At 64.8% G+C, this 24,031-nt stretch carries 19 protein-coding genes; 5 read left to right on the forward strand and 14 right to left on the reverse strand.

What is annotated here, in order from left to right; all coding sequences use genetic code 11:
- Window positions 1-116 precede the first annotated feature (116 nt).
- The 4 genes from acnA to thyA form a co-directional block, all read right to left on the reverse strand.
- A complete protein-coding gene (gene acnA, locus GS429_RS19685) occupies window positions 117-2,843 on the reverse strand; it encodes an aconitate hydratase AcnA (RefSeq protein WP_160067386.1) in 2,727 nt (908 codons plus the stop codon).
- Window positions 2,844-2,963: 120 nt separating this feature from the next.
- Window positions 2,964-3,812 (reverse strand): fructosamine kinase family protein, encoded by an 849-nt coding sequence (locus GS429_RS19690; protein WP_160067388.1) that lies wholly within the window; start codon window positions 3,810-3,812, stop codon window positions 2,964-2,966.
- Between the two features lie 9 nt (window positions 3,813-3,821).
- Window positions 3,822-4,421, reverse strand: a complete 600-nt coding sequence (locus GS429_RS19695) for a dihydrofolate reductase (protein WP_160067390.1) — start codon at window positions 4,419-4,421, stop codon at window positions 3,822-3,824.
- A complete protein-coding gene (gene thyA, locus GS429_RS19700; RefSeq protein WP_160067392.1) occupies window positions 4,418-5,434 on the reverse strand; it encodes a thymidylate synthase in 1,017 nt (338 codons plus the stop codon). Before thyA ends, GS429_RS19695 begins: the two co-directional genes overlap by 4 nt.
- A gap of 111 nt (window positions 5,435-5,545) precedes the next feature.
- Here thyA and GS429_RS19705 point away from each other — a divergent pair, with 111 nt between their 5' ends.
- On the forward strand, window positions 5,546-7,162 hold the full coding sequence (locus GS429_RS19705) for a ribonuclease H-like domain-containing protein (protein ID WP_160067394.1): 1,617 nt from the start codon (window positions 5,546-5,548) through the stop codon (window positions 7,160-7,162).
- A gap of 3 nt (window positions 7,163-7,165) precedes the next feature.
- Window positions 7,166-9,841: a DEAD/DEAH box helicase gene (locus GS429_RS19710; RefSeq protein ID WP_160067396.1), complete on the forward strand. Its 2,676-nt coding sequence runs from the start codon at window positions 7,166-7,168 to the stop codon at window positions 9,839-9,841.
- Window positions 9,842-9,924: 83 nt separating this feature from the next.
- Here GS429_RS19710 and GS429_RS19715 read toward each other — a convergent pair whose 3' ends face one another.
- Window positions 9,925-11,970 carry a prolyl oligopeptidase family serine peptidase gene (locus GS429_RS19715; protein ID WP_160067398.1) on the reverse strand — a complete coding sequence of 682 codons (2,046 nt, stop codon included), beginning with the start codon at window positions 11,968-11,970 and terminating at the stop codon, window positions 9,925-9,927.
- Window positions 11,971-12,144: 174 nt separating this feature from the next.
- Window positions 12,145-12,600, reverse strand: a complete 456-nt coding sequence (locus GS429_RS22315) for a hypothetical protein (RefSeq protein ID WP_235920868.1) — start codon at window positions 12,598-12,600, stop codon at window positions 12,145-12,147.
- A gap of 503 nt (window positions 12,601-13,103) precedes the next feature.
- Between GS429_RS22315 and purD the strand changes: the two genes are divergently transcribed.
- Window positions 13,104-14,396, forward strand: a complete 1,293-nt coding sequence (purD, locus tag GS429_RS19725; RefSeq protein WP_160067400.1) for a phosphoribosylamine--glycine ligase — start codon at window positions 13,104-13,106, stop codon at window positions 14,394-14,396.
- A 286-nt stretch (window positions 14,397-14,682) separates the two neighbouring features.
- On the opposite strand, the gene GS429_RS19730 is transcribed toward purD, so the two are convergent.
- From GS429_RS19730 to GS429_RS19750, 6 genes are all read right to left on the reverse strand, one after another.
- Window positions 14,683-15,039: a hypothetical protein gene (locus tag GS429_RS19730; RefSeq protein ID WP_160067402.1), complete on the reverse strand. Its 357-nt coding sequence runs from the start codon at window positions 15,037-15,039 to the stop codon at window positions 14,683-14,685.
- Window positions 15,040-15,095: 56 nt separating this feature from the next.
- On the reverse strand, window positions 15,096-16,451 hold the full coding sequence (locus GS429_RS19735) for an aminotransferase class III-fold pyridoxal phosphate-dependent enzyme (RefSeq protein ID WP_160067404.1): 1,356 nt from the start codon (window positions 16,449-16,451) through the stop codon (window positions 15,096-15,098).
- 74 nt (window positions 16,452-16,525) lie between these two features.
- Window positions 16,526-17,818, reverse strand: coding sequence for an MgtC/SapB family protein (locus tag GS429_RS19740; RefSeq protein ID WP_328821504.1), 1,293 nt, complete (start codon window positions 17,816-17,818; stop codon window positions 16,526-16,528).
- Window positions 17,819-17,954: 136 nt separating this feature from the next.
- Window positions 17,955-18,230, reverse strand: coding sequence for a PadR family transcriptional regulator (locus tag GS429_RS19745; RefSeq protein ID WP_160067406.1), 276 nt, complete (start codon window positions 18,228-18,230; stop codon window positions 17,955-17,957).
- A gap of 447 nt (window positions 18,231-18,677) precedes the next feature.
- Window positions 18,678-18,824, reverse strand: coding sequence for a hypothetical protein (locus GS429_RS21990; protein ID WP_201294055.1), 147 nt, complete (start codon window positions 18,822-18,824; stop codon window positions 18,678-18,680).
- Window positions 18,825-19,201: 377 nt separating this feature from the next.
- Window positions 19,202-19,906 carry a hypothetical protein gene (locus GS429_RS19750; RefSeq protein ID WP_160067408.1) on the reverse strand — a complete coding sequence of 235 codons (705 nt, stop codon included), beginning with the start codon at window positions 19,904-19,906 and terminating at the stop codon, window positions 19,202-19,204.
- A gap of 275 nt (window positions 19,907-20,181) precedes the next feature.
- Between GS429_RS19750 and GS429_RS19755 the strand changes: the two genes are divergently transcribed.
- Window positions 20,182-21,192 carry a lysylphosphatidylglycerol synthase transmembrane domain-containing protein gene (locus GS429_RS19755; RefSeq protein WP_328821505.1) on the forward strand — a complete coding sequence of 337 codons (1,011 nt, stop codon included), beginning with the start codon at window positions 20,182-20,184 and terminating at the stop codon, window positions 21,190-21,192.
- A gap of 76 nt (window positions 21,193-21,268) precedes the next feature.
- Window positions 21,269-22,027: a DUF7117 family protein gene (locus GS429_RS19760; protein ID WP_160067410.1), complete on the forward strand. Its 759-nt coding sequence runs from the start codon at window positions 21,269-21,271 to the stop codon at window positions 22,025-22,027.
- Between the two features lie 153 nt (window positions 22,028-22,180).
- Here the strand turns inward: GS429_RS19760 and folD are convergent, their stop codons facing one another.
- The gene (gene folD, locus GS429_RS19765; protein WP_160067412.1) at window positions 22,181-23,074 is read right to left on the reverse strand and encodes a bifunctional methylenetetrahydrofolate dehydrogenase/methenyltetrahydrofolate cyclohydrolase FolD; all 894 of its coding nucleotides are present in this window, start codon (window positions 23,072-23,074) and stop codon (window positions 22,181-22,183) included.
- A 101-nt stretch (window positions 23,075-23,175) separates the two neighbouring features.
- Complete coding sequence (locus GS429_RS19770; RefSeq protein WP_160067414.1) at window positions 23,176-23,988, reverse strand: alpha/beta fold hydrolase; 813 nt, start codon at window positions 23,986-23,988, stop codon at window positions 23,176-23,178.
- Window positions 23,989-24,031 lie beyond the last annotated feature (43 nt).

Raw genomic sequence — 24,031 nt, forward strand, 5'->3', positions numbered from 1 at the left:
CCGACGATGGGGCCCCAACGATCCGCCGGGATCGGACTCGAGACGAGAGACTGCGTCCCTCGAACGACACCGGGACGCGTTCCGTCTCGACGTCCCCCTTTAGCGCGGGGACGATCTCACTCCGTCAGCAACTTCCGCAACACGAGGTGGAGCACGCCGCCGTTCTCGACGTACTTGACGGCTGCCGGCGTGCCGACCTGTGCGGTTACGTCGAACTCGGTGGTCTCGCCCTCGTCGTCCTCGGCGACGACGGTGAGTTCGGCGTTCGGCTCGAGGCCGTCGTCTAAGCCCCGAATGTCGAAGTGTTCGGAGCCGTCGAGGCCGAGTTCCTCCCAGCCGTCGCCGTCTTCGAACTGCAGGGGCAGGACGCCCATGCCGAGGAGGTTGTCGCGGTAGATGCGCTCGTAGCTCTTGCCGATGGTCGCGCGGATACCGAGCAGATCGGTTCCTTTCGCGGCCCAGTCGCGGCTCGAGCCGGTCCCCAGTTCCTCGCCGGCCATGACGATGAGCGGGGTGTCCTCGTCGCGGTAGCGCTCGGAGGCCTCGAAGACGGTCGTCTCTTCGTCGGTCGGATGATGGATCGTGTAGCCACCCTCCTTTCCGTCGAGCATCTGGTTCTCGATGCGGACGTTCGCGAAGGTGCCCCGCATCATGACCTCGTGGTTCCCGCGGCGGGAGCCGTAGGTGTTGAACTCGTACGGTTCGACGCCGCGCTCCGCGAGCCACTGGCCGGCGGGCAGATCCTCGCTGAACGGCCCCGCCGGACTAATGTGGTCGGTCGTGACCGTGTCACCGAGGGTGAGCAGACAGCGCGCGTCCGCGATGTCTTCGACGCCGGGTTCGTCGAGCGGGAAGTCCTGGAAGAACGGCGGCTCACGGATGTACGTCGACTTCGAATCCCACTCGTAGACCTCGCCGGTCGGCGCATCGAGTGCTTCCCAGCGGTCGTCGCCCTCGAAGACGCTCGCGTACTTCTCCTCGAACAGTTCGGCGGAGACGCTGTCGTGGATCGTCTCTTTGACCTCCTGTGGGTCCGGCCAGACGTCCTCGAGGAAGACCGGTTCCCCGTCGTCGTTCGTGCCGATCGGCTCCTCTTCGAGGTCGATATCCATCTTCCCCGCGAGGCCGTACGCCACTACGAGCGGCGGACTGGCGAGATAGTTCGCGCGAATCTTCGGGTGAATCCGGGCCTCGAAGTTACGGTTGCCCGAGAGGACGCTGGTCGTCCAGAGGTCGTGGTCGTCGATGGCGGCCTCGATCGGTTCGGCGAGCGGGCCCGCGTTACCGATACAGGTCGTACAGCCGTAGCCGACGACGTGGTAGCCCAACTCCTCGAGGTCATCAAGCAGGTCGGCCTGTTTGAGATACTCGGTGACGACCTTGCTGCCGGGTGCGAGACTCGTCTTGACGTATTCGGGTACCTCGAGTCCCTGTTCGGCTGCATTTCGAGCGAGCAGTCCCGCAGCGACCATCACCGAGGGGTTCGAGGTGTTCGTACAACTCGTGATCGCGCTGACCAGAACGGAGCCGTGGCCGATCTCGACCTCGGTTCCGTCCTCGAGGGTGACTGGAATTTTCTCGTCGAGTCCGGGCTGTTCCTTGGCGACGAGTCCACCGTCGCTCTCTGCGGCTCCCGAATCGATCACACCCTCCTCCGCGAGCAGCGTCGGGAAGTGCTCGTCCAGATCGCCCATCGGGATGCGGGCATGGGGCTTCTTGTGGCCCGCGAGGCTGGGTTCGACGGTGCCGAGGTCGAACTCGACTTCCTCGGTGAACTCCGGATCGTGCTCGCCAAAGAGACCCTGCGCTTCGAGGTACTCCTCGACGAGTTCGATGTGGTCATCCTCGCGGCCGGTCAACTCGAGGTAGTCGAGCGTCGCGTCGTCGACCGGGAACATGCTGATCGTCGACCCCTGCTCGGGGGCCATGTTCGCGATCGTCGCGCGATCCGCGACCGAAAGCTGCGAGACGCCGGGACCGAAGAACTCAACGAACTTGTCGACGACGCCAACCTGGCGAAGCTTTTCCGTGATGTGGAGCACGAGGTCGGTCGCGGTCGCGCCCTCTGGCAGTTCGCCGGTCAGTTTGACGCCGACGACCTCCGGAAGCGTCATCGTGATCGGTTGGCCGAGCAGCGCGGCTTCGGCTTCGATCCCGCCGACGCCCCAGCCGACGACGCCGATGCCGCCGATCATCGGGGTGTGGCTGTCCGTGCCGACGAGGGTGTCGGGCAGGAGCCACTGCTCGCCGTCCTCCTCGCGGGCGTGGACGACCTTGCCGAGGTGTTCGAGATTGACCTGGTGGACGATCCCGGTTCCCGGCGGCACGACGTTGAAGTCCTCGAAGGCCTGTTCCGCCCACTTGATCGCGCGGTAGCGCTCCTCGTTTCGCTCGTACTCGAGTTCGACGTTCTGCTCGTAGGCGTCCTCGCTGCCGAAGTAGTCGACCTGCACGCTGTGGTCGATCACGAGGTCACACGGGACTTCAGGTTCGACGACGGAGGGATCCTTCCCGGCGCGGTCCGCGGCCGAGCGCAGTGCGGCCAGGTCGACGACCGCCGGAACGCCGGTCAAGTCCTGGAGCACGACGCGGGAGGGCTGGAAGGGGACTTCGACGTCGGGGACGTCGGGTTCCCAGGAAGCCGCGTTTTCGACGTCCTGCGCCGAAATCATGTCGCCGTCGGCGTTTCGGAGCACCGACTCGAGCAGCACGCGGATGCTTACCGGCAGTTTCTCGAGGTCACAGAGTCCCTGCTCCTCGAGGACCGTAAGATCGGCCATCTTGTACGTTTCGCCGTCGTGGTCGAACTCCCGGATCGCCTCCGAGAACTCATCAGTTGCCATAGGGTAGCTTCGAGGTGGGGGCATTTGAATCCCTCGAGAATCCGCCGTAGAGCCATTTAGACCCCATATTTGGCGGGGATAGGTAGTGGTTTATAGGAGCGTCGCGTGTCGGCTCCGCTCTCAGTAGCCGAGTCGGTCGAGGGTCGCCTCGAGATCGGCGACGTATCGCCCGCCGAAGAGGTGGACGTGGACGAGCAGCGGGTACAGTCGGTAAACGTATCGCCGGCGGTCGAAAAAGCCCGCGTCGACGGCGTGGTGAGTCTCGTATCGGTCGAAGAACGCGTCGCCGAACGTCCCGGTCCAGTCGATGTATGCGAGTTCGATCTCTGGGTGACCGTAGTACGTCGCCGGGTCCAGAAACGCCGTCACCTCGCCGTCTCGAGAAAGGATGTTCGTCGTCCAGATGTCGCCGTGGATCAGCGACGGAGCGTCTGGTTCGTCGAGCAGCGCCTCGAGTGCATCGCCGACCGCGGCGACGCGTTCGGCGAGTGACGACGGGAGCGCCCCGCTTTCGACTGCCACGCGTGTGAGGTGCTCGAGTCGGTGCTCGCGATAGAAGTCGATCCAGGAGTCGGTCCACGGATTCGGCTGTCTGACCGGGCCGGTGAGGGTGTCTCGTTTGAACCCGAACGCGTCCGCGCGCTCGCCGTGAAGCGCAGCGAGCCGATCCGCCGCGTCTCGAGCGGCGGCGGGGCCGTGGTCGGTCGATCCCTCGACGTACTCGAGGATCATCAGGTCGGAATCGGCGAACAGGACGTCCGGAACGGGCAACTCGCTCTCGCGGGCCAGTGTCCGGAGCATGAACGCCTCGACCTCGAGGGGCGTCTCGTCGACCTTCGCGACGACCGGCGGCCCGTCCGCACGGTCGATGCGGTACACCGCCCCGATCTGGCCGCCCTCGAGTTCGGTGACCTCCGCAGGGTGAACATCGAGGACTCGCGCGACGTCGGCTGCGATCGATTCCGCCATCCCATCCGATCAGTCCCGGCGGACGTACTCGAGGAACGCGAACCCGTCCCGCTCGTCGCGAGCGACCTCGCGCCACGCGTCTCGATCCCACTCGGGAAAGGTCGTCTCCCCGTCGGGTTCGTCGTGAACTTCGGTCACGAGCAGTCGATCGAGCGCCGGCAGAAACTGTTCGTAGACGGTCGCGCCGCCGGCGACGAAGAGCCGGTCGGCGTCGTCGTGGCGCTCGCGGGCAGCCGTTTCGGCCCGCTCGAGAGCTTCCTCGAGACTCCCCGCGACCACGGCGTTGTCCGGCGTCTCGAGTTCTCGACTCGTCAGGACCACCGTCGTTCGGCCCGGCAGGGGTTCGCCGAGCGCCTCGAGGATGCTCTCGTAGGTGACTCGGCCCATGATGACCGGGTGATCCATCGTCACCGCTTTGAACTGCTGCAGATCTTCCGGGATGTGCCAGGGCATCTCGCCGTCCTTGCCGATGACGCCGTTTTCCGCGACCGCGACGATACCGACGAGTTCGCGGTCGCTCTCGAGGGACGGGAGATCGACCGCTTCCGGTTCGGTTTCGGTTTCCGTCCCCGTTCCGGTCTCCGTCTCGCTCGATCCGCGCCCGTTCATTCGGCCACCGAGAACTCGAGTCCGTCGTGGGACTCGTAGTCCCGCAGTTTCACGTCCTCGTAGGCTAACTCGTCGATCGACGTCTCCGCGACCTCGAGCGTCGGCTGCTCGAGTGGCTCTCGAGACAGTTGCTCGAGCAGCCCAGGGACGTGATCGAGGCGTTCGTCGCCCTCGGCCTCGGCGGGCGCTTCGGACTCGAGCCACTCGCGGACCGCGAGGTAGTCCTCGCGGGATTCGGCGTCGGCCAGCCGGGACTGCAGCGACTCGAGGTTGTCCGCGTACCACTCACCGCGTGCGCCGCGGCCGCAGTAGACGTGAGCGTCGACGACGGTGTGAGCGAACGAGCCGGGTTCGAACCCAGTCTGTTGCGCTACCACCTTCGTCAGGAGCGCGTAGGCCGCGATGTTAAACGGGACGCCCAGCGCGATGTCGCCCGAGCGCTGCGTGAGATGGCAGTTCAGCCGGTCGCCCTGGACGTTGAAGACGAACGAGTAGTGACACGGCGGCAGCGTCGAGACGGCCGCGTTGGCCGGGTGCCAGGCGTTGACCACGAGACGGCGGGAGTTCGGCGAATCCGAGAGCGTGTCGACGACGTACTGTAACTGGTCGAACGTCCGCCGACCGTCTTCCTCCTCGGTGACCCATCGGTGGGACTCGTCGGGCCAGGACTCGCCCTCGAGTTGCGCTCCCTGCTCGGGAACCGGATACCGTCGCCAGAAGCGGCCGTACGCGGTGTCGAGTTTCCCCTCTTCGTCGGCCCACGCGTCCCAGATCTTCGTCTCCTCGCGGAGGGTTCGGATGTGTTCTTCGCCCGAGAGATACCAGCAGACCTCGTGGAGCATCGAGTTCCACCGGTAGCCGTCCATCTGTTTCGTCGTGAGGAGGGGGTACCCCTCCTGCAGATCGACCTCGTAGTGCTCGCTGAAGGCCGAAATCGTGTCGACACCGGTTCGATTGGGCTTGTACGCGCCCCCGCTGAGAGCCGACTCGACGAGATCGAGATACTGTTGCATTGTCGCCTCATTTGGAGCGACCCTACATAGTGGATTCGGCACCGGTCGAGTCAATTCACTTTCACTCCGCTGTCCAAACCCTCTTTGTCGTCCCGCGCGTTCCGACGAGCGATGACCGCTCGAGACGGCGCGACCCTCCTCGCCCTCCCGCCCTCGGCGATCGCCGACCGCCCCGTCGCGACGCTCGAGGATCTCGATACGACCCTCGACCCCGACGCCGTCTGGGTGCTCGGACCGACCCGCGAGCCCCAGGCCTTCGCCCGGGCCCGAAGCGCGTTCGACGCGCCGGCGTTTCACCCGCCGCTCGAGACGGGGAGCGAGGGATCACTTAAGCGGCAGCCGCTCGGCGATAGCGAAATCGCCGTCACTGCAGGAATCGGGTCCCTCCGCGCAAATTCAGCTGACGTCTCGAACACGCTCGCTGAACAGTCCGACATCGCCGCGCTCGTCTGCGACGACGTGACGACGACCGTTCGTCCGACCGCTCTCGAGACGACCCTCGAGGGCGCAGGGACACTCGCCGATGCGCTGCCGTCCGGCCAGGTCACGACCGTCTTGTCGGGGAGCGAACCGGCCGGCTACGACGAACTGTGGCACCTCGAGCCCGAAACCGGCGCGGTCCGGGCCGTCGAACACGACCTGCTCGGGGGGATCGAGCCGCTCGACGAGAACTGCGTCTCGGTTCGCTTGCAGGGTGCAGGCCCCGTCGAGGGCTACGACCGGCGTCAATCGATCGCGAGCCTGAGGCTCACCGACGATGGTGTCGATCGCGTCGATACCCACAAGATCACCAACTTCGGCCTCGAGGCCGTCTCCGGAATCGGCCCGAAAACCGCCGAGCGACTCGCCGGACGCGGGGTGACGACCCGCACGGAACTCCTCGAGACCCCCGTCCAGACGCTGGCCGATCTCCCGAACGTGGGCCGGAAGGGGGCGCGCACGATGCACCGGCACGCGAGGGTTCTCGAGACGGGCGACCCCCGACGACTCAGCGGCGAGTCCCTGCCCGGCGAGGATTGGCACACGCCGCCGCTCTGCGTCGACATCGAGACCGATGGCCTCTCGCCGACGATCATCTGGCAGATCGGCGTCTACGACCCCGCGACGGACGACTACCGTGCGTTCGTCGAGCGCGACGATCCGTCTGACCCGGGATCGGTGCTCGAGGCCTTCTGCGACTGGCTGCTGGGCGTCCACCCCGATCGGGCGCTGCTGACGTGGAACGGGTGGCGATTTGACTACCGACACCTCGGGGCCTTCATCGCGAAGCACGTCCCCTACTACGCCGACGAGTGGGAGTCGATCCCCAAATTCGACCTCTACCTCTGGGCCGTCGGCGACGACAACGCCTTGCTTCCCGGCCGAACGAACAAACTCGAGGCCGTTTCCGACGCGCTCGGCTACGAGAGCGCGGGGACCGGGCTCGACGGGGCGCAGACTGCCGCCGCGTACCAGCGATTCATGCGAACGGGCGACCCCCTCGAGTGGGAGCGCCACGAAGCCTACTGCGAGGACGACTGTCGAGCGCTGTGGCACGTCTACGAGCGGCTTCGGGACGCGCCCCAGGCCGAGTCCCGGATCGATTCGAACCGCCGCGACTCGAGTCGGGTAGAGACGGACACCGCGAGCGGAGAATCCGCAAACGCAGACTCGACGGATCGAACGGCGGACAGACAGCCCTCGAGCGAGCCCAAGAAAAGCGAACAGACCGGGTTGAGTGATTTCTAACCGATGAGCGAGCACCACTCCGACGAGCGGACCGAGGTCCCGGTTACCGGCGACGAACTGGTCGAAACGTTCCCCGGCTACCGGAATCCGAACGATATTTCGCTGCTCGAGCGCCCCGGTCGACCCGCGTCGACCGTCCCGAGCGCGGACGTCCTCCGAGCGGACCTCGCGGGGCCGCTCGAGCACGACCTCTACACCCATCAGGCGGAAGCTCTCGAAGCGCTTGCCCGCGACGAGAACGTCTGCGTTGCGACGAGCACCTCCTCCGGGAAGACCAGGGTGTACGCGCTACAGATCGCCCGGAACTATCTGGCGGCACGGGCTCGAGGCGAGGCGTCGACCGCATACCTACTGTATCCCACCAAAGCGCTCTCGCGGGATCAGGAACGCAGCCTGAACGACCTCTACGACGAGCTGGGGCTCGACATCACGGTCAGCGTCTACGACGGCGACACCGAGCGCGGCCGGAATCGCAAGCGAATCCGGGAGGAGGCCGACGTCATCATCACGAACTTCGCGGGCGTCAACACCTACCTGCACGACCACGACCGCTGGGCGAAATTTCTCTCGACGTGCGACCTCGTCGTGATCGACGAGTCCCACACCTACACCGGCGTCCACGGAATGCACGTCGCCTGGATCGTTCGGCGGCTGAAACGCGTGCTGTCGTACTACGACGCCGACCCCCAGTACGTCCTCACGAGCGCGACGATCGGCAACCCCGGCGAGCACTCGAGCGCCCTGATCGACGAGTCCGTCACCGTCGTCGACGAGGACGGCTCCCCCGCGGGACCTCGGGATCTGGTCCTCTGGAATCCGCCGCCACAGGGCCGAGAGGCGGACGACGACCGCGACGACTGGAGCGGGGCGGATGACGGTAACGGCGATACCGTCGTCGAACGCGTCCCCGCCACCGTCGAGGCTCCGCGGCTGCTCTCGCACCTGACCTATCAGGACGCCCAGACGCTGCTGTTTACCCCCTCGAGAAAGCTTGCGGAACTCTCGATCAAGCGGGCCTCGAAACACCGCCAGGACAACCACTACTACGCGAATCCCGATCGGGCGAGCGCGATCGAGCCCTACCACGCGGGACACTCCCGGAAGAAGCGCCACGGGACCGAACACCAGCTCAAAACCGGACTTCTGGACGGCATCGCATCAACCAACGCCCTCGAGTTGGGAATCGACATCGGCGCGATGGACGCGACGGTCCAGTTGGGCTACCCCGGTCAGCGCCAGTCGTTCTGGCAGCAGATCGGTCGGGCGGGCCGGGGCGCGAAACGAGCCCTCTCGGTGCTCGTCGCCGAACACCGCACGCTCGATCAGTACGTCGTGAACAACCCGGACTACCTCCTCGAGAACGACATCGAGGACGCCGTCGTCGACATCGACAACGACGCGGTCTTCGCCCGGCACCTGCGCTGTGCGGCCGACGAACTGGCTATCGACGACTCCGACGTCGGCGCGTTCGCCGAGCGCGAGCGCCTCGAGCGAGCGATCGAGATGTGGCGTCGCGCCGGGCAGTTGACCGGCGCGCTCGAGACCGGCGTCTCCTACGTCGGGCCGCCGCGACCCCAGGGGTCCATTTCGCTGTACGCGACGACGGGCGAGGAGTACGAGGTGACCCTCGAGGACGGCGCTGACCCGGCACAGGACCCCGAGATGGAACCGCTCGCGAAGGAGCGAGTCTTGCGGGATTTCCACGAGGGCGCGGTGAGGCTCCATCAGGGACAGCAGTACGAGGTCACGGCCGTCGATCACGGCTCGCCGCGACCGTCGGTCACGCTCAAACCGACGAATGTGGACTATTACACGCGCACGCGGACCGACGTTACCGTCCTCGATGCGGTTTCCGAAGAATCGCGCGACATCGGTGACTTTACCCTTCACTTCGGCCGCGGGCGGGTGCTCGTCTACCACGGCACCTACGACAAAGTCGCGATCCACGGCGGGAAGAAAACGGACCAATCGATCCCCACGGAGAACCCGCCGCTGTCGATGGAGACCCAACTGTGCTGGCTCGAGGTGCCCCAGCGCGTCGAGCGGGCGCTGATAGAGAAATACCGGGACTTTTCGGTGCCCGAACTCGAGGACGGGCTCGCGGGAACGGCCCATCTCGGCTACGCGGGCGGCCTCCACGCCGCCGAGCACGCGACCATCGGCGTTGCGCCCCTCGAGTTGATGGTGGATAAACGGGATCTGGGCGGGCTGGCGACGCTGACGATCGATTCACACCTCGATCAGGACGCCGATCCGGACGCCGATTCCCGATTCGGCGCTCCGGGAGCGGCCGACGACGCGCCGAAGAACATCGCCGCCGCCGAAGCGACCGTCCGCGAAATCGCGACCGACCTCGAGCGCACCCCCGCGAGCGGCTGGTTCATCTACGACGGCATCGAGGGCGGCCTCGGCTTCGCACGAGCGATATACGAGAACTACGAGGCCGTCGCGCGGCGGGCGCGCGACCTCATCGCGGACTGTGACTGCGGAAACGTCGGGGGCTGTCCCGCCTGCGTGATGGACGAGCAGTGTGGGAACGACAACCAGCCGCTGCATCGCGGGGCTGCCGTGGACGTTCTGGATCAGTTACTCGGAACGGAAGATACGAGCGCGCTCGAGGCCCACCTGCCCGACGACGAGCACGGCGGCGACCGGCGGCCGCCGCTGTTCTACGCCTGAGCCGGGGCAGCCGCTGCGATTCCGTGGAAATCGTTTCCAGGACGGATCGTTTAGGTCCGATCGTACCCGGCTCGAAACAGCGGCTACGGCTCGACGTACTCGACGTTGAGTTGATCGAACAGGAACGACCAGGTGTCGAGCTGTTCCTCGACGATCATCCAGGTCGGCTTGCCCGTTCCGTGACCCGTGTCTCGATTCGTCTTGCAGCGGAACGGCCCGCCGTTCGCGACCGACTGCATGCGAGCGACCATCTTCCAGGCGTGGACGGGGTGAACCCGGGTGTCGCCCTCGGCGGTTTCGAAGAGCACCGGCGGATACTCGGGTCCGTCCGCGCCACCCTCGACGTTGTGATACGGCGAGTACGCCTTGATGTACTCGTAGGCCTCGGGGTCGTCGGGCGAGCCGTACTCGCTCGTCCAGGACGCGCCGAGGAGGAAGGTGTGGAACCGGAGCATGTCGAGCAGCGGGACCTGACAGCAGACCGCTGCTAGCAGGTCCGGTCGCTGGGTCAGCACCGCGCCGACGGTCAACCCGCCGTTGGAACCGCCCTGAATCGCCAGCCGCTCGCTCGAGGTGTACCCCTCCTCGAGCAGGTACTCCGCGGCAGCGATCATGTCGTCGAACGTGTGCTGTTTCTGCTCGTGACGGGCCGCCTCGTGCCACTCCTTCCCGAATTCGCCGCCGCCGCGGAGGTTGGCGACGGCGTAGACGCCGCCCGATCGGAGGAACTCGCCCCCGAATTTCTGGAACGTCGGCGTCAAACTGTTCTCGAAGCCGCCGTAGCCGTACAGCAACGCGGGGTTGTCGCCGTCGCGCTCGAGGTCCGCGCGGTGAACGACGAACATCGGGATCTCGGTCCCGTCGCCCGACTCGTACCGGACCTGGTCGACGGTCAGATTGAACTCCAGCGAGACGTCCGGGCGGTCCAGTGCCGCGGACTCGTCCGCCTCGAGGTCGTAGCGGAACACCGCGGGCGGGTGGTCGAACGACTGGTAGCTGAAAAACGCCTCCGGCGCGTCGCGGTTGCCGTTCAGGCCGGCGAGCGTTCCCGTACCGGGCAGATCGACCGACCGGAGATGGTCGCCGTTCAGATCGAACGCTTCGAGTTCGGAGACGGCCGCCCGCTCGTACTGGACCAGCAGGCGGTCGTCAGCGATCGTCGCGCCGGTGACGATCCCGTCGCGTTCGGGGACGATTTCGGGCAACTCAGCGGGGTCGACTTCGTCGAGGTCACCCGAGAGATCGAGTTCGATGAATCGGTAGTATGGGGCGTCCAGATTGGTCCGTACGTAGGCGGTGTCGCCGTGGATCAGCGGCGTGTAAAGATGGTCGGCATCAGTGACGACGGGCGTCAACTCGGTTTCGCCGACCTCGGCGTACAGCAGGTCGCTGCGTTCCCAGCCGACGATCAACGAGACGAGTAGGTGATCGCCGTCCCGGTTGGTCGAGAGCATCGGCCACATCGACGGCACGTCGACCTCGTAAACCAACGCGTCCGCGCCGGGGTCGTCGCCGTGCTCGTGGAGGTAAATCTCCTTTTCGAGTTGGGCCTCGCCCTCCTTGCCGGTCCGTCCGTAGTAGAACCCGTCGGGCGTCCACGCGAACATGCCGGGGCCTGCGCGGCCGAGACCGGCCAGTTCCTCGAGTTCCTCGCCGGAGGGCACCTCGATGACCGTCACGTCGTACAGTTCGTTCCCGCCCTCGTCGACGCCGTACGCGAGTCGCTCGCCGTCCGGCGAGACCGTCCACCACCCCATCGATTTCGTGGCGTCCTCGCTGAACTCGTTCGGGTCGACGAGCACCTCGCGGTCGTCCTCGAGGGACTCCCGGGAGTAGAGAACGGGTTGCTCATCGTCGGGCGTCTCGACCTCCTGAAAGTACCCCGTCGGTGCGGCCGTGATCGTCCCGTAGTCGGTCGTCCGGGCAAGGGACTCGAATCGGGGCTGAAGGTCCTCGCGTACGGGGACCGACTCCAGGTAGTCGTCGGCGTACTCGTTCTGGCGGTCGACCCACTCGTCGACCGCCTCGCCGCCCTGCTCGAGCCAGCGGTAGGGATCGTCGATCAGGTCGCCGTGTCGCTCGTAGCTCGTGTTCTCGCGTTTCGTCTGCGGAGGGCCGGACGGAGTCATGTCGGTTGGTTTCGAATACGAACGACTTCAACCGACCGGTCGCGGAAGTTCCCGTTCGATTCGGCGGACGCCTCGACGGTCGACAGTTCGGAGCAGCACTCCGCCGGTTCCGCGAGCCGGAATCACGGAAATCGCCCCTCGGGCCTCAGAGCCGTCTCTCCTCCGGTACTCCACTCACTCCGAGCGACAGACCGTCGCCTCGAGTCCGTCGGCCTCGATCGAGGTCGGTTCGCCCTCGAGTTGATACGTGAACCCGTAGGCGGCGCTCCCGCCGGAGCCGTGAACGATCGCGACCGTACCGCGGCGGTCGTCGTCGGTGCAGGCGTCAGCGTCGGCTCCGTCGGGAAAAGCGAACGGCGCGTACGTCGTCTCGAAGGCCCTCGTCTCCGCCGCGGGAACGACGAGATCCGTTCTCGAGGGTGAGAGGGGACGGTTCGAGCCGGCTCCGACGACGCCGGGACCGAGATCGGACGCCGAGCGGTCGAACGAGTCGCCTTGCGGATCGACGCACGGATTCGGGACATCGCCGTAGATGGCGACGAACTGGACGAGCAACGGGACCGAGGTCTGGTTCTCGATATCGAGTCGCGCGCGACTGTCCGGAGAGCGGGTCGACGTTTCGAACGGCACCGTGGACCGGTTCCCAGATCCACTGCCGGACCGCGCCGTCCGCCGTCTCGGCTTCCACGCGGAGCGACGTGGAGAAGCGCGTCTCGACTCGGTTCGGGAAAATAACGGGAAACCGGACGGCGTCGCCGGGTTCGTCGATCGATTCGTACGTTTCGTCCGTCGACGAATCGAAGAGGACGGCTCGGCGAACGTCGGCGGTCTCGCGGAACGCAACGACGAGGTCGGTCCCGTCGAACCAGTGATCGGCGAAGACGTCGTCGGGTTCCGGGCGGTCACCGACGAACGGAAGCGATCCGACGCAGCCGGCCGACACGAGGACGCCGGCGGTCGCGAGAGTCTGGAGGAGCGGGCGGCGGTTCATGGAGAAGGTATGACAGGAACCACGTATGTATCTTTTATTGACTCGATCGGCCGCCGTTTCGCCGAGCAGTACTCACGACCGTGTACAGGTCTCGCTCGAGGAAAGAGCAACGTTTACAGGTTCGTGCGTTCCGCGTTCTTCCATGCGAGAGAACGTGCTCCTGATCGGCGGCGGCGGCCGCGAACACGCCATCGCTCGTGCGCTCGAGGACAGCGAGGCCGACCTGTACGCCTGTGCGGGGAACCGTAACCCGGGCATCGCCCGCATCGCGACCGGGTTCGAGACGCTCGAGACGACCAATTCGAAGGCCGTCGTCGAGTACGCACAGGCGGTGGACGCGACGATCGCCGTCATCGGCCCCGAGGCACCCCTCGAGGCGGGCGTCGCGGACGAGCTCGAGGCGGCGGGGGTCTACCCCTTCGGTCCGAAGAAAGACGACGCCCGTATCGAGACGGATAAGGCGTTCCAACGGCGGTTTATGCGGGAACACGATATCCCGGGCTGTCCGGCGTTCGAGACCTTCGACGACCCGGAGGCTGCGTGTGACTACATCGACGAGTACGACGGCGACCTGGTTATCAAACCCGCCGGCCTCACGGGCGGCAAGGGCGTCAAAGTCATCGGCGATCAGGTGACCGCCGAGGAGGGCAAGGAGTACATCCGGGACTCCGACTACGACCGGATCGTGCTCGAGGAACGCCTGATCGGCGAGGAGTTCACCGTGCAGGCGCTGGTCGCCAACGACGGGTTCGAAACCGCCCCCGCGGTGCAGGACCACAAACGCGCCTACGAGGGCGACGAGGGGCCGAACACGGGCGGCATGGGCAGCTACTCCGACGCGTCCGACGAACTGCCGTTTATGACTCCCGAGGACTACGACGAGGCCGTCTCGATCATCGAGGCGACCGTCGACGCCCTCGAGGACTATCGCGGCATCCTGTACGGCCAGTTCATGCTCACCGACGAGGGTCCGAAGGTCATCGAGTTCAACGCCCGCTTTGGCGACCCGGAGGCGATGAACACGCTGCCGGTCCTCGAGACGGACTTCCTCGACGTACTCACCGCGGCCCGGAACGGCAACGCGCCCCCGACCCTCGAGTTCGCCCCCAAGGCGACGGTCTGTAAGTACGCCGTCCCCGACGGCTACCCGACGGAGCCCGAAGCCGGCGCGAAGGTGCGGATCGACGAGGAAAGCGCCGGGGACGCCCTGCTCTACTATGCGAGCGTCGACGACCGCGAGGACGGCATCTACACGACCACGTCGCGGTCGTTCGCCGTCGTCGGTCTCGCGGACTCGATCAGCGACGCCGAAGCGATCGCGGAGGACGCGCTCGAGGCCGCCGGCGAGGAGGGCCTCCACATGCGCCACGACATCGGCAAACCCGACCTCGTCCAGCAGCGCATCGACCACATGAACGAACTCCGCGGCGAGTAGCCGTCCGCGCTACTCGAGCGTACCGGCGTCGTCCGTGATCTCAATCTCATCGTCGACCGTCCGAACGACTATCTGTACGCCACGAACTCGAAAATGACACCAGCGCGCTTCAGACTGTGAAAGTAAACGAGTAGTGAGGATACCGGCGGGCGGATAGCGCCGTTTCGTTGACGCGGCCGCTGTCTGCCGCGGTCGGACTCGAGCCGGATCCATCACTCGGTTGTCAACTGATTAGGGTCAGGAGCCGACAGCCGACGGCCGACGTTCGGCCCCTTCGTCTACGGCCCTATTCAGCGCCCTGCTCGTGATCGCCGGTGAACTCGTCGGTCTCGTCCGACACGGACGACTGGATATCGTCGACGTCGACGCCCGAGCGCAGTTCGTCCTGATCGATCGCCTCGTCGAGTGTCTGGACGTCGGTCACCGCCTGCAGACCCTCCTGCTCGACCGCGTTCGTGATCGAATCGGCGTCGATGGCCGAGTCCAGCGCGTCGTCGTCGGCGTTCGTCGCCGACTGGAGTGCCCGACGAACGGCGACGTAGCCCGCCAGTGCGATACCGCCCGACGCGACCGCGCCGGGGATCCCGTAGCGTTTGTAGCCGAACGTCACTGCCTTTTTGCCGACCGTAAGTGCCCCGATCATCGTACACCGGCTTGGCGCGGACGCCGAAAGAGGCTGGGGCTTTCGTACGACGACGGTTACGAACGCTCCGCCGAAACGTCCGCGACCGACTCGCTGAGCAGTCGGACGCCGAGGTCGATCTCGCGTTCGGTGACGTCGAGCGGCGGCAACAGTCGCAGGGTCTTGTACCCACACCCGAGCGTCAACAGTCCGCGCTCGAACGCCGCCTCGACGACGGCCTCGCGGCGCGCTTTGGTGTCGAACTCGACGGCGACCATCAGGCCGTGACCGCGGACGTCGATCAGTCCCTCGAGTTCCTGCGCTTTCTTTTGCTCTTCGAGACGGCTCCGCAACTGCTCGCCGCGCTCGCGAACGTTCGCGAGCAGATTCTGCTCGTGGATCACGTCGACCGTGAGGACGCCCTGCATCGCGGCGATGACGTCTCCGGCACCCCAGGTCGACGACAGCCGTCCCGTCTCCGCCGGGAAGACGTCCGACCGAGAGATCGTCGCCCCCACGCGAAGTCCCTTGCCCGCGGTGATGACGTCCGGCGTGAGATCGAGGTGGTCGACGCCCCAGAGCTCGCCTGTTCGGCCGAGACCCGTCTGGATCTCGTCGGCGATGATTTTCAGATCGTAGCGCTCGCGCAGGGCCTCGAGGTCGCGGGCGAACTCGGGGTGAGCCGGCCGATACCCGCCTTCGCCCTGAATCGGCTCGAGGATGAGGAAGGCGACCTCCTCCGGATCGATCACACCCCGTTCCGGGTGGAGCTTATCGGCGACGACGTTCCCGCCGGGGCCGTCGGTCAGCCAGCGACTCTCGTAGGCCTCCTGCGTCGAGGGGAAGGGGACGCTGACGACGCCGGGAACTTCGGGATACCCCCGCCGGTGGACGGCCTTCGAGCGGTTGAGCGAGAGCGCTCCGAGGGTGCGGCCGTGGAACGCGCCGTCGAAGGTGAACGCGCGGTGACCGCCCGAAGCGTAGCAGCTCTTGATTGCGTTTTCGACGGCCTCAGCCCCGGAGTTCGAGAGAAAGACGCGATCCATATCGTAGTGGTCGGTCATCGCGACCAGTCGATCCATCAACTGGGTCGGACCGGGGAGGTCGGGATCGTCGGGGGAGCCGCCGTTGCTCACGTAGAAGTCTTGGCCGGCGATCTTCAGCGGATCGACGAGATCGAACTCCTCGAGTTTCTCGCGAAGCGTCGGGTTGTTGTACCCCAGCGGCGCTGCGGCGACGTGGCTCGTAAAATCCAACAAGACGTTGCCGTCGACGTCGGTACAGAACGGACCGACTGCGTCGGCGCTCGTATCCCAGACGAACTCGTAGACGTACGTACTCGGAGCGGCGAAGCGGTGGTGATAATCGGCCCACTGACTCGCTCGCTCGCCGGGAATCGTTTCGACCTGTGGTTCGATCGTCTCGCGATCCATATCCTGAATTAGCACAGTCGCGTGAAATACCCAACCCCTCCCATGATCGAAAACATCCCCTCGTTGCTCGAGTCCTAGATGAGAATCAGGATCGACGCCAGCGCGCCGCCGAGCAAGAGCAGTCCGCTGTAGGCCGCCACCTGATTCCGGAAGCCGTGGTTCGTCGACGTCGACGCCAGCAGGGCTTTGACGACGATGCTCGAGACCGTCGCGAGCAGGATCGCAATCGTCGCCTCTGCGGGGCCGAGTTGGCCGCCGCGGTAGAGGACGACCGCCGAGGTCGTCGCCCCGGCGCTCGAGACGAAGCCGCTCGCGACGGCGGTTGCGTAGAAGCCGAGCGTCCCGAACCACGTCTCGGCGAGCGAGCCGAACACGAGGACGACGAGGAAAACGGCCCCGAACGCGAGCGCGTTCGTCATTGAAAACGGGCTCTCGAGTTCCATCGGGCCGGATTCGCGCCAGTCGGCCGTCGCCGCGGCGACGGCGAACGCGATCAAGATGACGGCACCGAGGGGGACGATCGCCTCGATGAGGATCTCCCGTCTGCCGCCCACGGTAAAGCCCACGGCGATGGCGAGGTTGCGCGCGGCCATCGCCGCGTTCGCGAGCAAGATCGCAGCGACGGCGTAGGAGGCGGCTTCCGGCCGCTGACGGACGTGGTCGAGCATCGTTCCGACGACGGCCGTCGACGAGGCGAGCCCCCCGAAGAAGCCGGTAACGGCGATGCCTCGACCACCGTAGCTCGAGACGATCGCGTAGTTGGCGATCCCGATCCCCGCTACGGCGACGACCATGAGCCAGATCACCTGCGGCTCGAGGGGGATCGTTACGCCGGCGAACTCGGGAGTCCACTCGGCCGGAAGCAGCGGGTAGATGACGAAGGCCAGGATGGCGAACTCCGTCGTCGATCGCATCTCCTCGTGGCTGAGCCCCCACGCGAACTCGTGGAGTTCGCGCTTGAGGACGAGCAGGAGCGACGAGAGAACGGCGACCGTGACGCCCTCGAGGATGAACTCGGCGGCGACCAGCGCACCGACGCCGTAGGCGACGAGCATCGAGACCGAGGTCGTCAGCGAGAGACCGGCTTCGTCGTCGCCCAGCAAGCCCTGAATCCCGAGCATTACGCCCTGGACGATCACGAGCAGACCGCCGAGGACGAGCAACGCTTCGCCGATCTCGGTTTCGACGACCAGCAGGGTAAAGACGGCACCGAGGAGGCTGATCAGCGAGAAGGTCCGGATGCCGGCGGACTTCTGGGACCACTCGCGCTCTAACCCCAGGAACATACCGAGCGCTCCGGCGAGGGCGATTCGGACGACGGTTTCGTCCAACGGCGCGTCGATAAGCTGGAGGGTGAGCCCGCTCACTGTCGAACGTTCATCGCGACCCTACATAAGCGGCGTGCCGATATCGGCAGCGTGAGCCCTCTCAGGTCGTAAATCGAGACCGACGATCCGAGAACCAGTCCGCAAGTGTGGTGACCGTCCGCAATCGGACCACACCCTAGAGATCGACGTACTGTGCTTCCCACTCTCGACGCGCCTCGAGTTCGCGGCGGCCACGCCGAGTGAGCGTGTAGAAGTTCGTCCGGCGATCGCGACGCCCCTTCTCGACGAGCCCTTTGTCGACGAGCGTGTCGAGGTTCGGGTAGAGCCGCCCGTGATGGATCTCTTTCTCGTAGTACTCCTCGAGTTCCTCTTTAATTGCCAGTCCGTGGGGTTCCTCCTCGCCAGCGATGACGAAGAGCAAGTCACGCTGGAATCCTGTCAGGTCGTACATTGGGAAAGTACCAGTCGCACTTACTGTCGAATTTTAATAAGGCTATCGGGTTGTTTCGAGTGAAACAGCGATATTACCGTTGAAGATAGTCGTCTACGGTTGATTCGAATGATAACGGCCGTGATGGGTTCCCGGATGAAACATACGTAATCCGGTGGTCATGTCTACAGTACAGTGTAATCGTTTCTGGATACTTATACTGGCTGGAGGCCCCTGGCTGATCGGAAGCAACCTGCTCGAGAGCAACAGCACTGTTCGGTTATTCGGTTTGGAAACAGGAAAGCAGATCGCGTGGCGGAAAAATGCCACGCGATCGCTTGCCGCCCTGAATTGGTCCCCGCTGACGCTTCGGCCCTCCAAGCGAAGCGTCACGTGAAAGATTCTGCTGGCCCTACTTAAAGGTAACGACACTGGCCGGAATTGTGATACGAGTCGTGTGTGCTCGACTCAGATGTGTTCCTCTTCGAGGACCCAGCCGAGCGCGCGTTTGTAGTAGGTAAACATCTGCTCGACACCGTCGTGGCGCATCTCGTCGCTCTCGAGGTGCTCCTTGAGGAACTCGTACTGCTCGCGGATTTCGTCTTCATCACGCATAGCCGCCACTACACGAGGCGGAAGGAAAAAGGGTCGGCGAGCGGGTGGCCTAATCCGTGATTAGGTCGGTACGGCCCCCATTGTTTGCGCCACTTGCAGCGATAAGCTGTGGATTTCGTTTCGAAAACAGTCGTCCAATGTCTCCTAGTCGTGACCCGCGCGTCGCTCGTGACCCGACCTGTGGAAGCCAGCACGGGTGCCGCAGAAGGACAGTCAACACGCACCGGAGCCGCTACCACGAACGGTCGTTCCAGTAGATGACAGCAGCTACCAAGCTGTATCGCGCCGAAAAAACGAGGGCAGACGGCGACCGAATAGTCGATCGACCGCCCGCGTTCGCGCCGCGCTACTGTACCGGAGTTCGTACGGGACGCCGATTAGATGTCGTCGTCTTCGTCGTCATCGTCGTCATCTTCGTCGTCATCGTCGTCGTCTTCGCCGAGGGTCAGGGTAATCTCTTCGTCGTCGCCGTCGATCTCGACGTCGTCTTCGGCTTCTTCGCCTTCGTGCTCTACAGAGGCGGTGTACTCGCCGTCCTCGAGGTCGTCGAACTCGGCTTCGCCGTCTTCGTCGGTCTCCTCTTCTCGTGGCCAATCTTCGTCGTCGTCATCGTCGTCGAGGCCGTTCTCGTCGTCTTCCTCGTCATCGTCCATCCCGTTCTCATCGTCATCCTCGTCGTCGTCCATCCCGTTCTCGTCGTCTTCGTCGTCGTCCATCCCCTCCTCATCGTCATCCTCGTCATCGTCCATCCCGTTCTCGTCGTCTTCCTCGTCATCGTCCATCAGGCCGTCGTCCTCCTCGAGTTCGACGGTTGCGCCTTCGACGGGTTCGCCTTCGTCGTCCTCGACGGTGACCGTCAGCGTGTAGGTCTCGTCATCGTCTTCTTCCTCTTCGTCCTCGTCGTCGTCCATTCCGTTTTCGTCGTCCTCTTCTTCGGTCGCGGGCTCTTCTTCTTCTTCCGCACCGGGGTCTTCTTCCTCATCGTCACCGGGGCCCTCGTCGGCACAGCCGGCGAGGACGAGTGCACTTGCGGTACCTGCTGCGGCAACGAACTTTCGACGGTTCAGTCTTTGATCGGACATATCTCTGGATAGGACGTTCCCGTTGGTCTCAGTGCGGCCTGCAACTGCCGCCCGTTAATCACCCATTGAACGTCAGCACAAAACGCATTACAGTCATCCGTTGTAGACCGTTCAGCGGGTAAATTCGTCGTGGACGCCCGGAACTGTCGGCCGTCGAACCGAAAAGCTGCACAGCCGAATCGAGATTGAATCCCGTCGCCCTCGGTGCAATTTCGATGGATTTTACCGTGGTCCCATTCACAAAATAGTTGTAGGATCAGTACAATGTTCGGCCCGTGAAACGACGGATCGTCCTCGGATTCGTGTTTGCCCTCGCCCTCCTCGCCCTCCTGATAAGCGTCATCGGAAGCCAGGATATCCTCGATGAGCTCTCGAAGGCGGATCTGCGCATCCTCAGCCTCGGCTTTTTCTCGGGGTTTCTCGCACTGACGTTTCGCGGACTGGTCTGGGACCGGTTTCTCAGCCTGATCGACAGATCGATGTCTCGCAGACGGATTGCGGGCGTCTTCCTGACTGCGATGTTCGTTAAGTACGCGACACCGTACGGGCAACTTGCAACCGAGCCGTTCGTCGCCTATCTGGTCTCGCGCGACGGCGAAATGGCCTACGAAGACGGCCTCGCGAGCATCCTCTCCGCCGATCTCTTGAACTATATCCCCTACTACTCGTTCGGATTCGTGGCGCTTGCACTGATCGCAGGAGGTGACCTCCTCGGGAACGGGATGCGGAATCAGGTCGCCGCTTTCGCCGGGCTGTTCATTGTGGTCGCGTCGATCGTCTTTATCGCCGTCAGACGACCCTCGATCGTCTACAGGCTCGTTCTCGCCATCACGAGTGTCGTTCGCCGAATCGTCGGTCGGTTCACCGGCCGGTTCGACGACCAACTCTCGCCAGACCCCGTTCGCAGACGGCTCGATGGATTCTACAGCACGGTTGAGACGATCACGTCCGACAAACGAACGCTCATCGTCGCAACCGTCTACGCCCATCTCGGGATGGCGTTCCTGATGCTTCCGGTGTACATCGGCGCGATCGCGCTGGGCTACCGAGTCACGGTCCCCGTCGTCATCGCCGTCGTCGCGCTCGGAAAGCTGGGTTCGGTTGTTCCCGCTCCCGGCGGAACCGGCGGCGTCGAGGCGATCGTCACCGCCGGACTCACCACTCTCGGCCAGCTCGATCCCGCCGCCGCGCTTACCGTCGCACTCATTTACCGAGCCTGTACCTACTGGCTCACGATCGGAATCGGGGGGCTCTCCGCCGCGGGCCTGTTCGCAACGAAACCGTAGTCGCAGTTCGAATTCGCACTGCACGCACGAACCTGACTCCGGTGTGATTTTTGGGCTCGGACCCATACTACCGCGTATGAAAATCCGGGGTGAGCGTGAGTGTACGGAGTGTGGGACCCGCTGGTCGTACTACGAAACGGGCAGCGTGGGCTGTCCGGCCTGTGGCAGCCTCCGCAGCGTCGGCATCGACGAGCGCACCGAACACACCGATCTGCAGGTCGGATTCGATCTCACTCCGGTGCGAAACGAAATCGACGAAGCGTCGCTCGATACCATCGCCGAGCGCACCCGAGAAAAATGCCGAGAGTACATCCGCCGTCGCGGATTCATCAACGCCGGCACTCTCCGCGAACTCGACGACACCTATCTCGCCGCGGGCGAACTGCTCCACGTCTCGGATATCATCGCCCGTGATATCCTGCTCGAGGAGCGCGAAGAGCTCTACTTCCTCTCGTTGCTTCGTGACGCCGACGCCAGCGAGTCGAGTGAACCGAAGGGATCCGACGGCAGCCAACGCCCGCCCGCCGCGGAGATTCCACCCAGCCTGCGCGGGGCTCGCGGGCTCGCGTACGCGAACGCCGTTCGCGAGTACCGCCGCGATATCCGTACCTGGGCCGAGGATCGCGACCTGACAAGCGCCGAGCGGAGCGCCCTCGAGACGCTCGGCGAACACGTCAAGCGGATCCGGATGCTCGACGGCGACGTCGAGCCGCAGTTGGCAGACCGTCTTGTTGCGGCGACTCGAGACCTGGCAAACGGACTCCGCGGCGACGAACTCGCGTTAACCCAGGCTCAGGACCGACTCGAGAGCCTCGAGTTCGGCGGGGTGGAGTAGACGAGGACCGAAAAGCGGGCGACCGACCGAAGGGGAACGAAAAGTGAGCGAACTGCCGATCGACTTATGAATTCGTACGGACTGCTGTACCGAGTTGCCGGCACAACCACGAACGGCCGTGATTGTGGCGGTACTGACGGACAGGAGACCGTATCAGGGCAGGTCGACGGCTACGTCTTCCTGCAGACCCGCTGCCTTGACCGTGTTATATAGTAACATTGCGCGCGTCATGGGACCGACGCCGCCGGGAACGGGCGTGATCGCGCTGGCTTTTGCTTTCGCGCTCTCGAACTCGACGTCGCCGACGAGTTCGTACCCCTTCTCGGTGTCGGCGGACACACGGTTGACGCCGACGTCGATCACGACCGCGCCGTCGCCGATCATCGAACCGTCGACGAGTTCGGGTGCGCCGGCGGCGGCGACCACGATGTCCGCGTTCCGGGTCTTCGTTGCAAGGTCCTCAGTTCGGGAGTGACAGACCGTCACCGTCGCGTTCCCGTCGTCTGCTTTCTGGATCAACAGGTTCGCGAGCGGCTTGCCGACGATGTCCGAGCGACCGACGATGGTGACGTCTTTCCCCTCGAGATCGATATCGGCGGACTCGAGGAGCTTCTGGACGCCGTGGGGAGTACAGGGGCGGAATCGGGCGTCGCCGGCGACGAGTCGGCCGACGTTCTCGGGGTGGAAGCCGTCGACGTCCTTTGCGGGGTCGACTCGGCGGATAACCTCGCGGTAATCGACGTGGTCGGGAACGGGGGCCTGCACGATGTAGCCGTGAATCTCCGGGTCGTCGTTCAGGTCGGCGATGGCGTCGTACAGCACCTCGGGGTCAGCATCTCCGTCGACGTCGACGTGGTGGCTCTCGATGCCGACCTCCTCGCAGTCGCGCTGTTTCATGTTCACGTAGGTCTGGCTGGCCGGGTCGTCGCCCATCAACACGGTCGCCAGTCCCGGTCGCGACCCCGCCTCGGCGAGGGTCTCGATCGCGTCGGTCAGGTCGTCTCGGATCTCGCTGGCGACGGCGTTGCCGTCGATGATCTCGGTCATTACTCGTGTGAGCGGTAGCGAGGGTAATCAATGCTCGGATCTGTGCCCAGAACCACTGCTTCAAAGCGGAGAAATATGCACGAATATGGGTATCGAACCGGTCAGAACCGTTCCTCGAGGAACGATCGAATCGCCTCGTTGACCGGCTCCGGTCGCTCGAGGTTCGACGTGTGACCGGCTTCGGGAATCAGTTCCATGCGGGCGTCCGGAAGTTCCTCGAGCATCGGTTCGGCCCGCGTGGGGTCGATCGAGGGGTCCTCCTCGCCGTGGACGATGAGAACAGGTACGTCGATCTCCGAGAGCCGGTCGGTGACGTCGGGCCGCTCGAGCCAGGAGTGGAGTTCGTTGTACACCGCTGCGCCGGGATAGGTCGCCCACCGATCGACCCACTCCGCGACGAGCTCGGGGTTCTCCTCGCGGGTCGTTTCCCCGAAGAGATAGCCGGTGACGCCCTCCGCCAGCGACCGCGGGTTCGGGTCGGTCGACCCCTCGAGTGGCTCGACGAGTTGCCCGTACGTCTCACGTTCCTCGGCCTCGTGAGGTGCCGCCATCGAATCGATCAGAATCAACCCGTCGACCCGTTCCGGATGGGCGAGTGCAAACCGCAGAGCCATGAACCCGCCCATCGACATTCCGCCGATGACGGCACTCTCCTCGCCGATTCCATCGAGCAGGGCGTCACAGTCCTCGACCAGATCGTCGAGGTCGTACCCCGGCGCATACTGATCCGTCCGCGCCCGCAGGTCGTAGGCAACCGCCCGATACTCGGGGGCGAGGGCCTCGAGTTGCGGCCGAAACATCGTCCGATCCATCAGAGTCCCGTGGGCGAAGACGACGGGGCCCCCGTCGCCACGGTCGGTCGTGACGGCTCCGGTTCTGGTGCGGTACATCGCCGCCGCTGCATCGTCGTCCATGCGGATTTGTGACACGATACATTTACAAAAATCTACGCAAAGC

Source organism: Natronorubrum halalkaliphilum (assembly GCF_009834785.1).
Taxonomy (GTDB): Archaea; Halobacteriota; Halobacteria; order Halobacteriales; family Natrialbaceae; genus Natronorubrum; species Natronorubrum halalkaliphilum.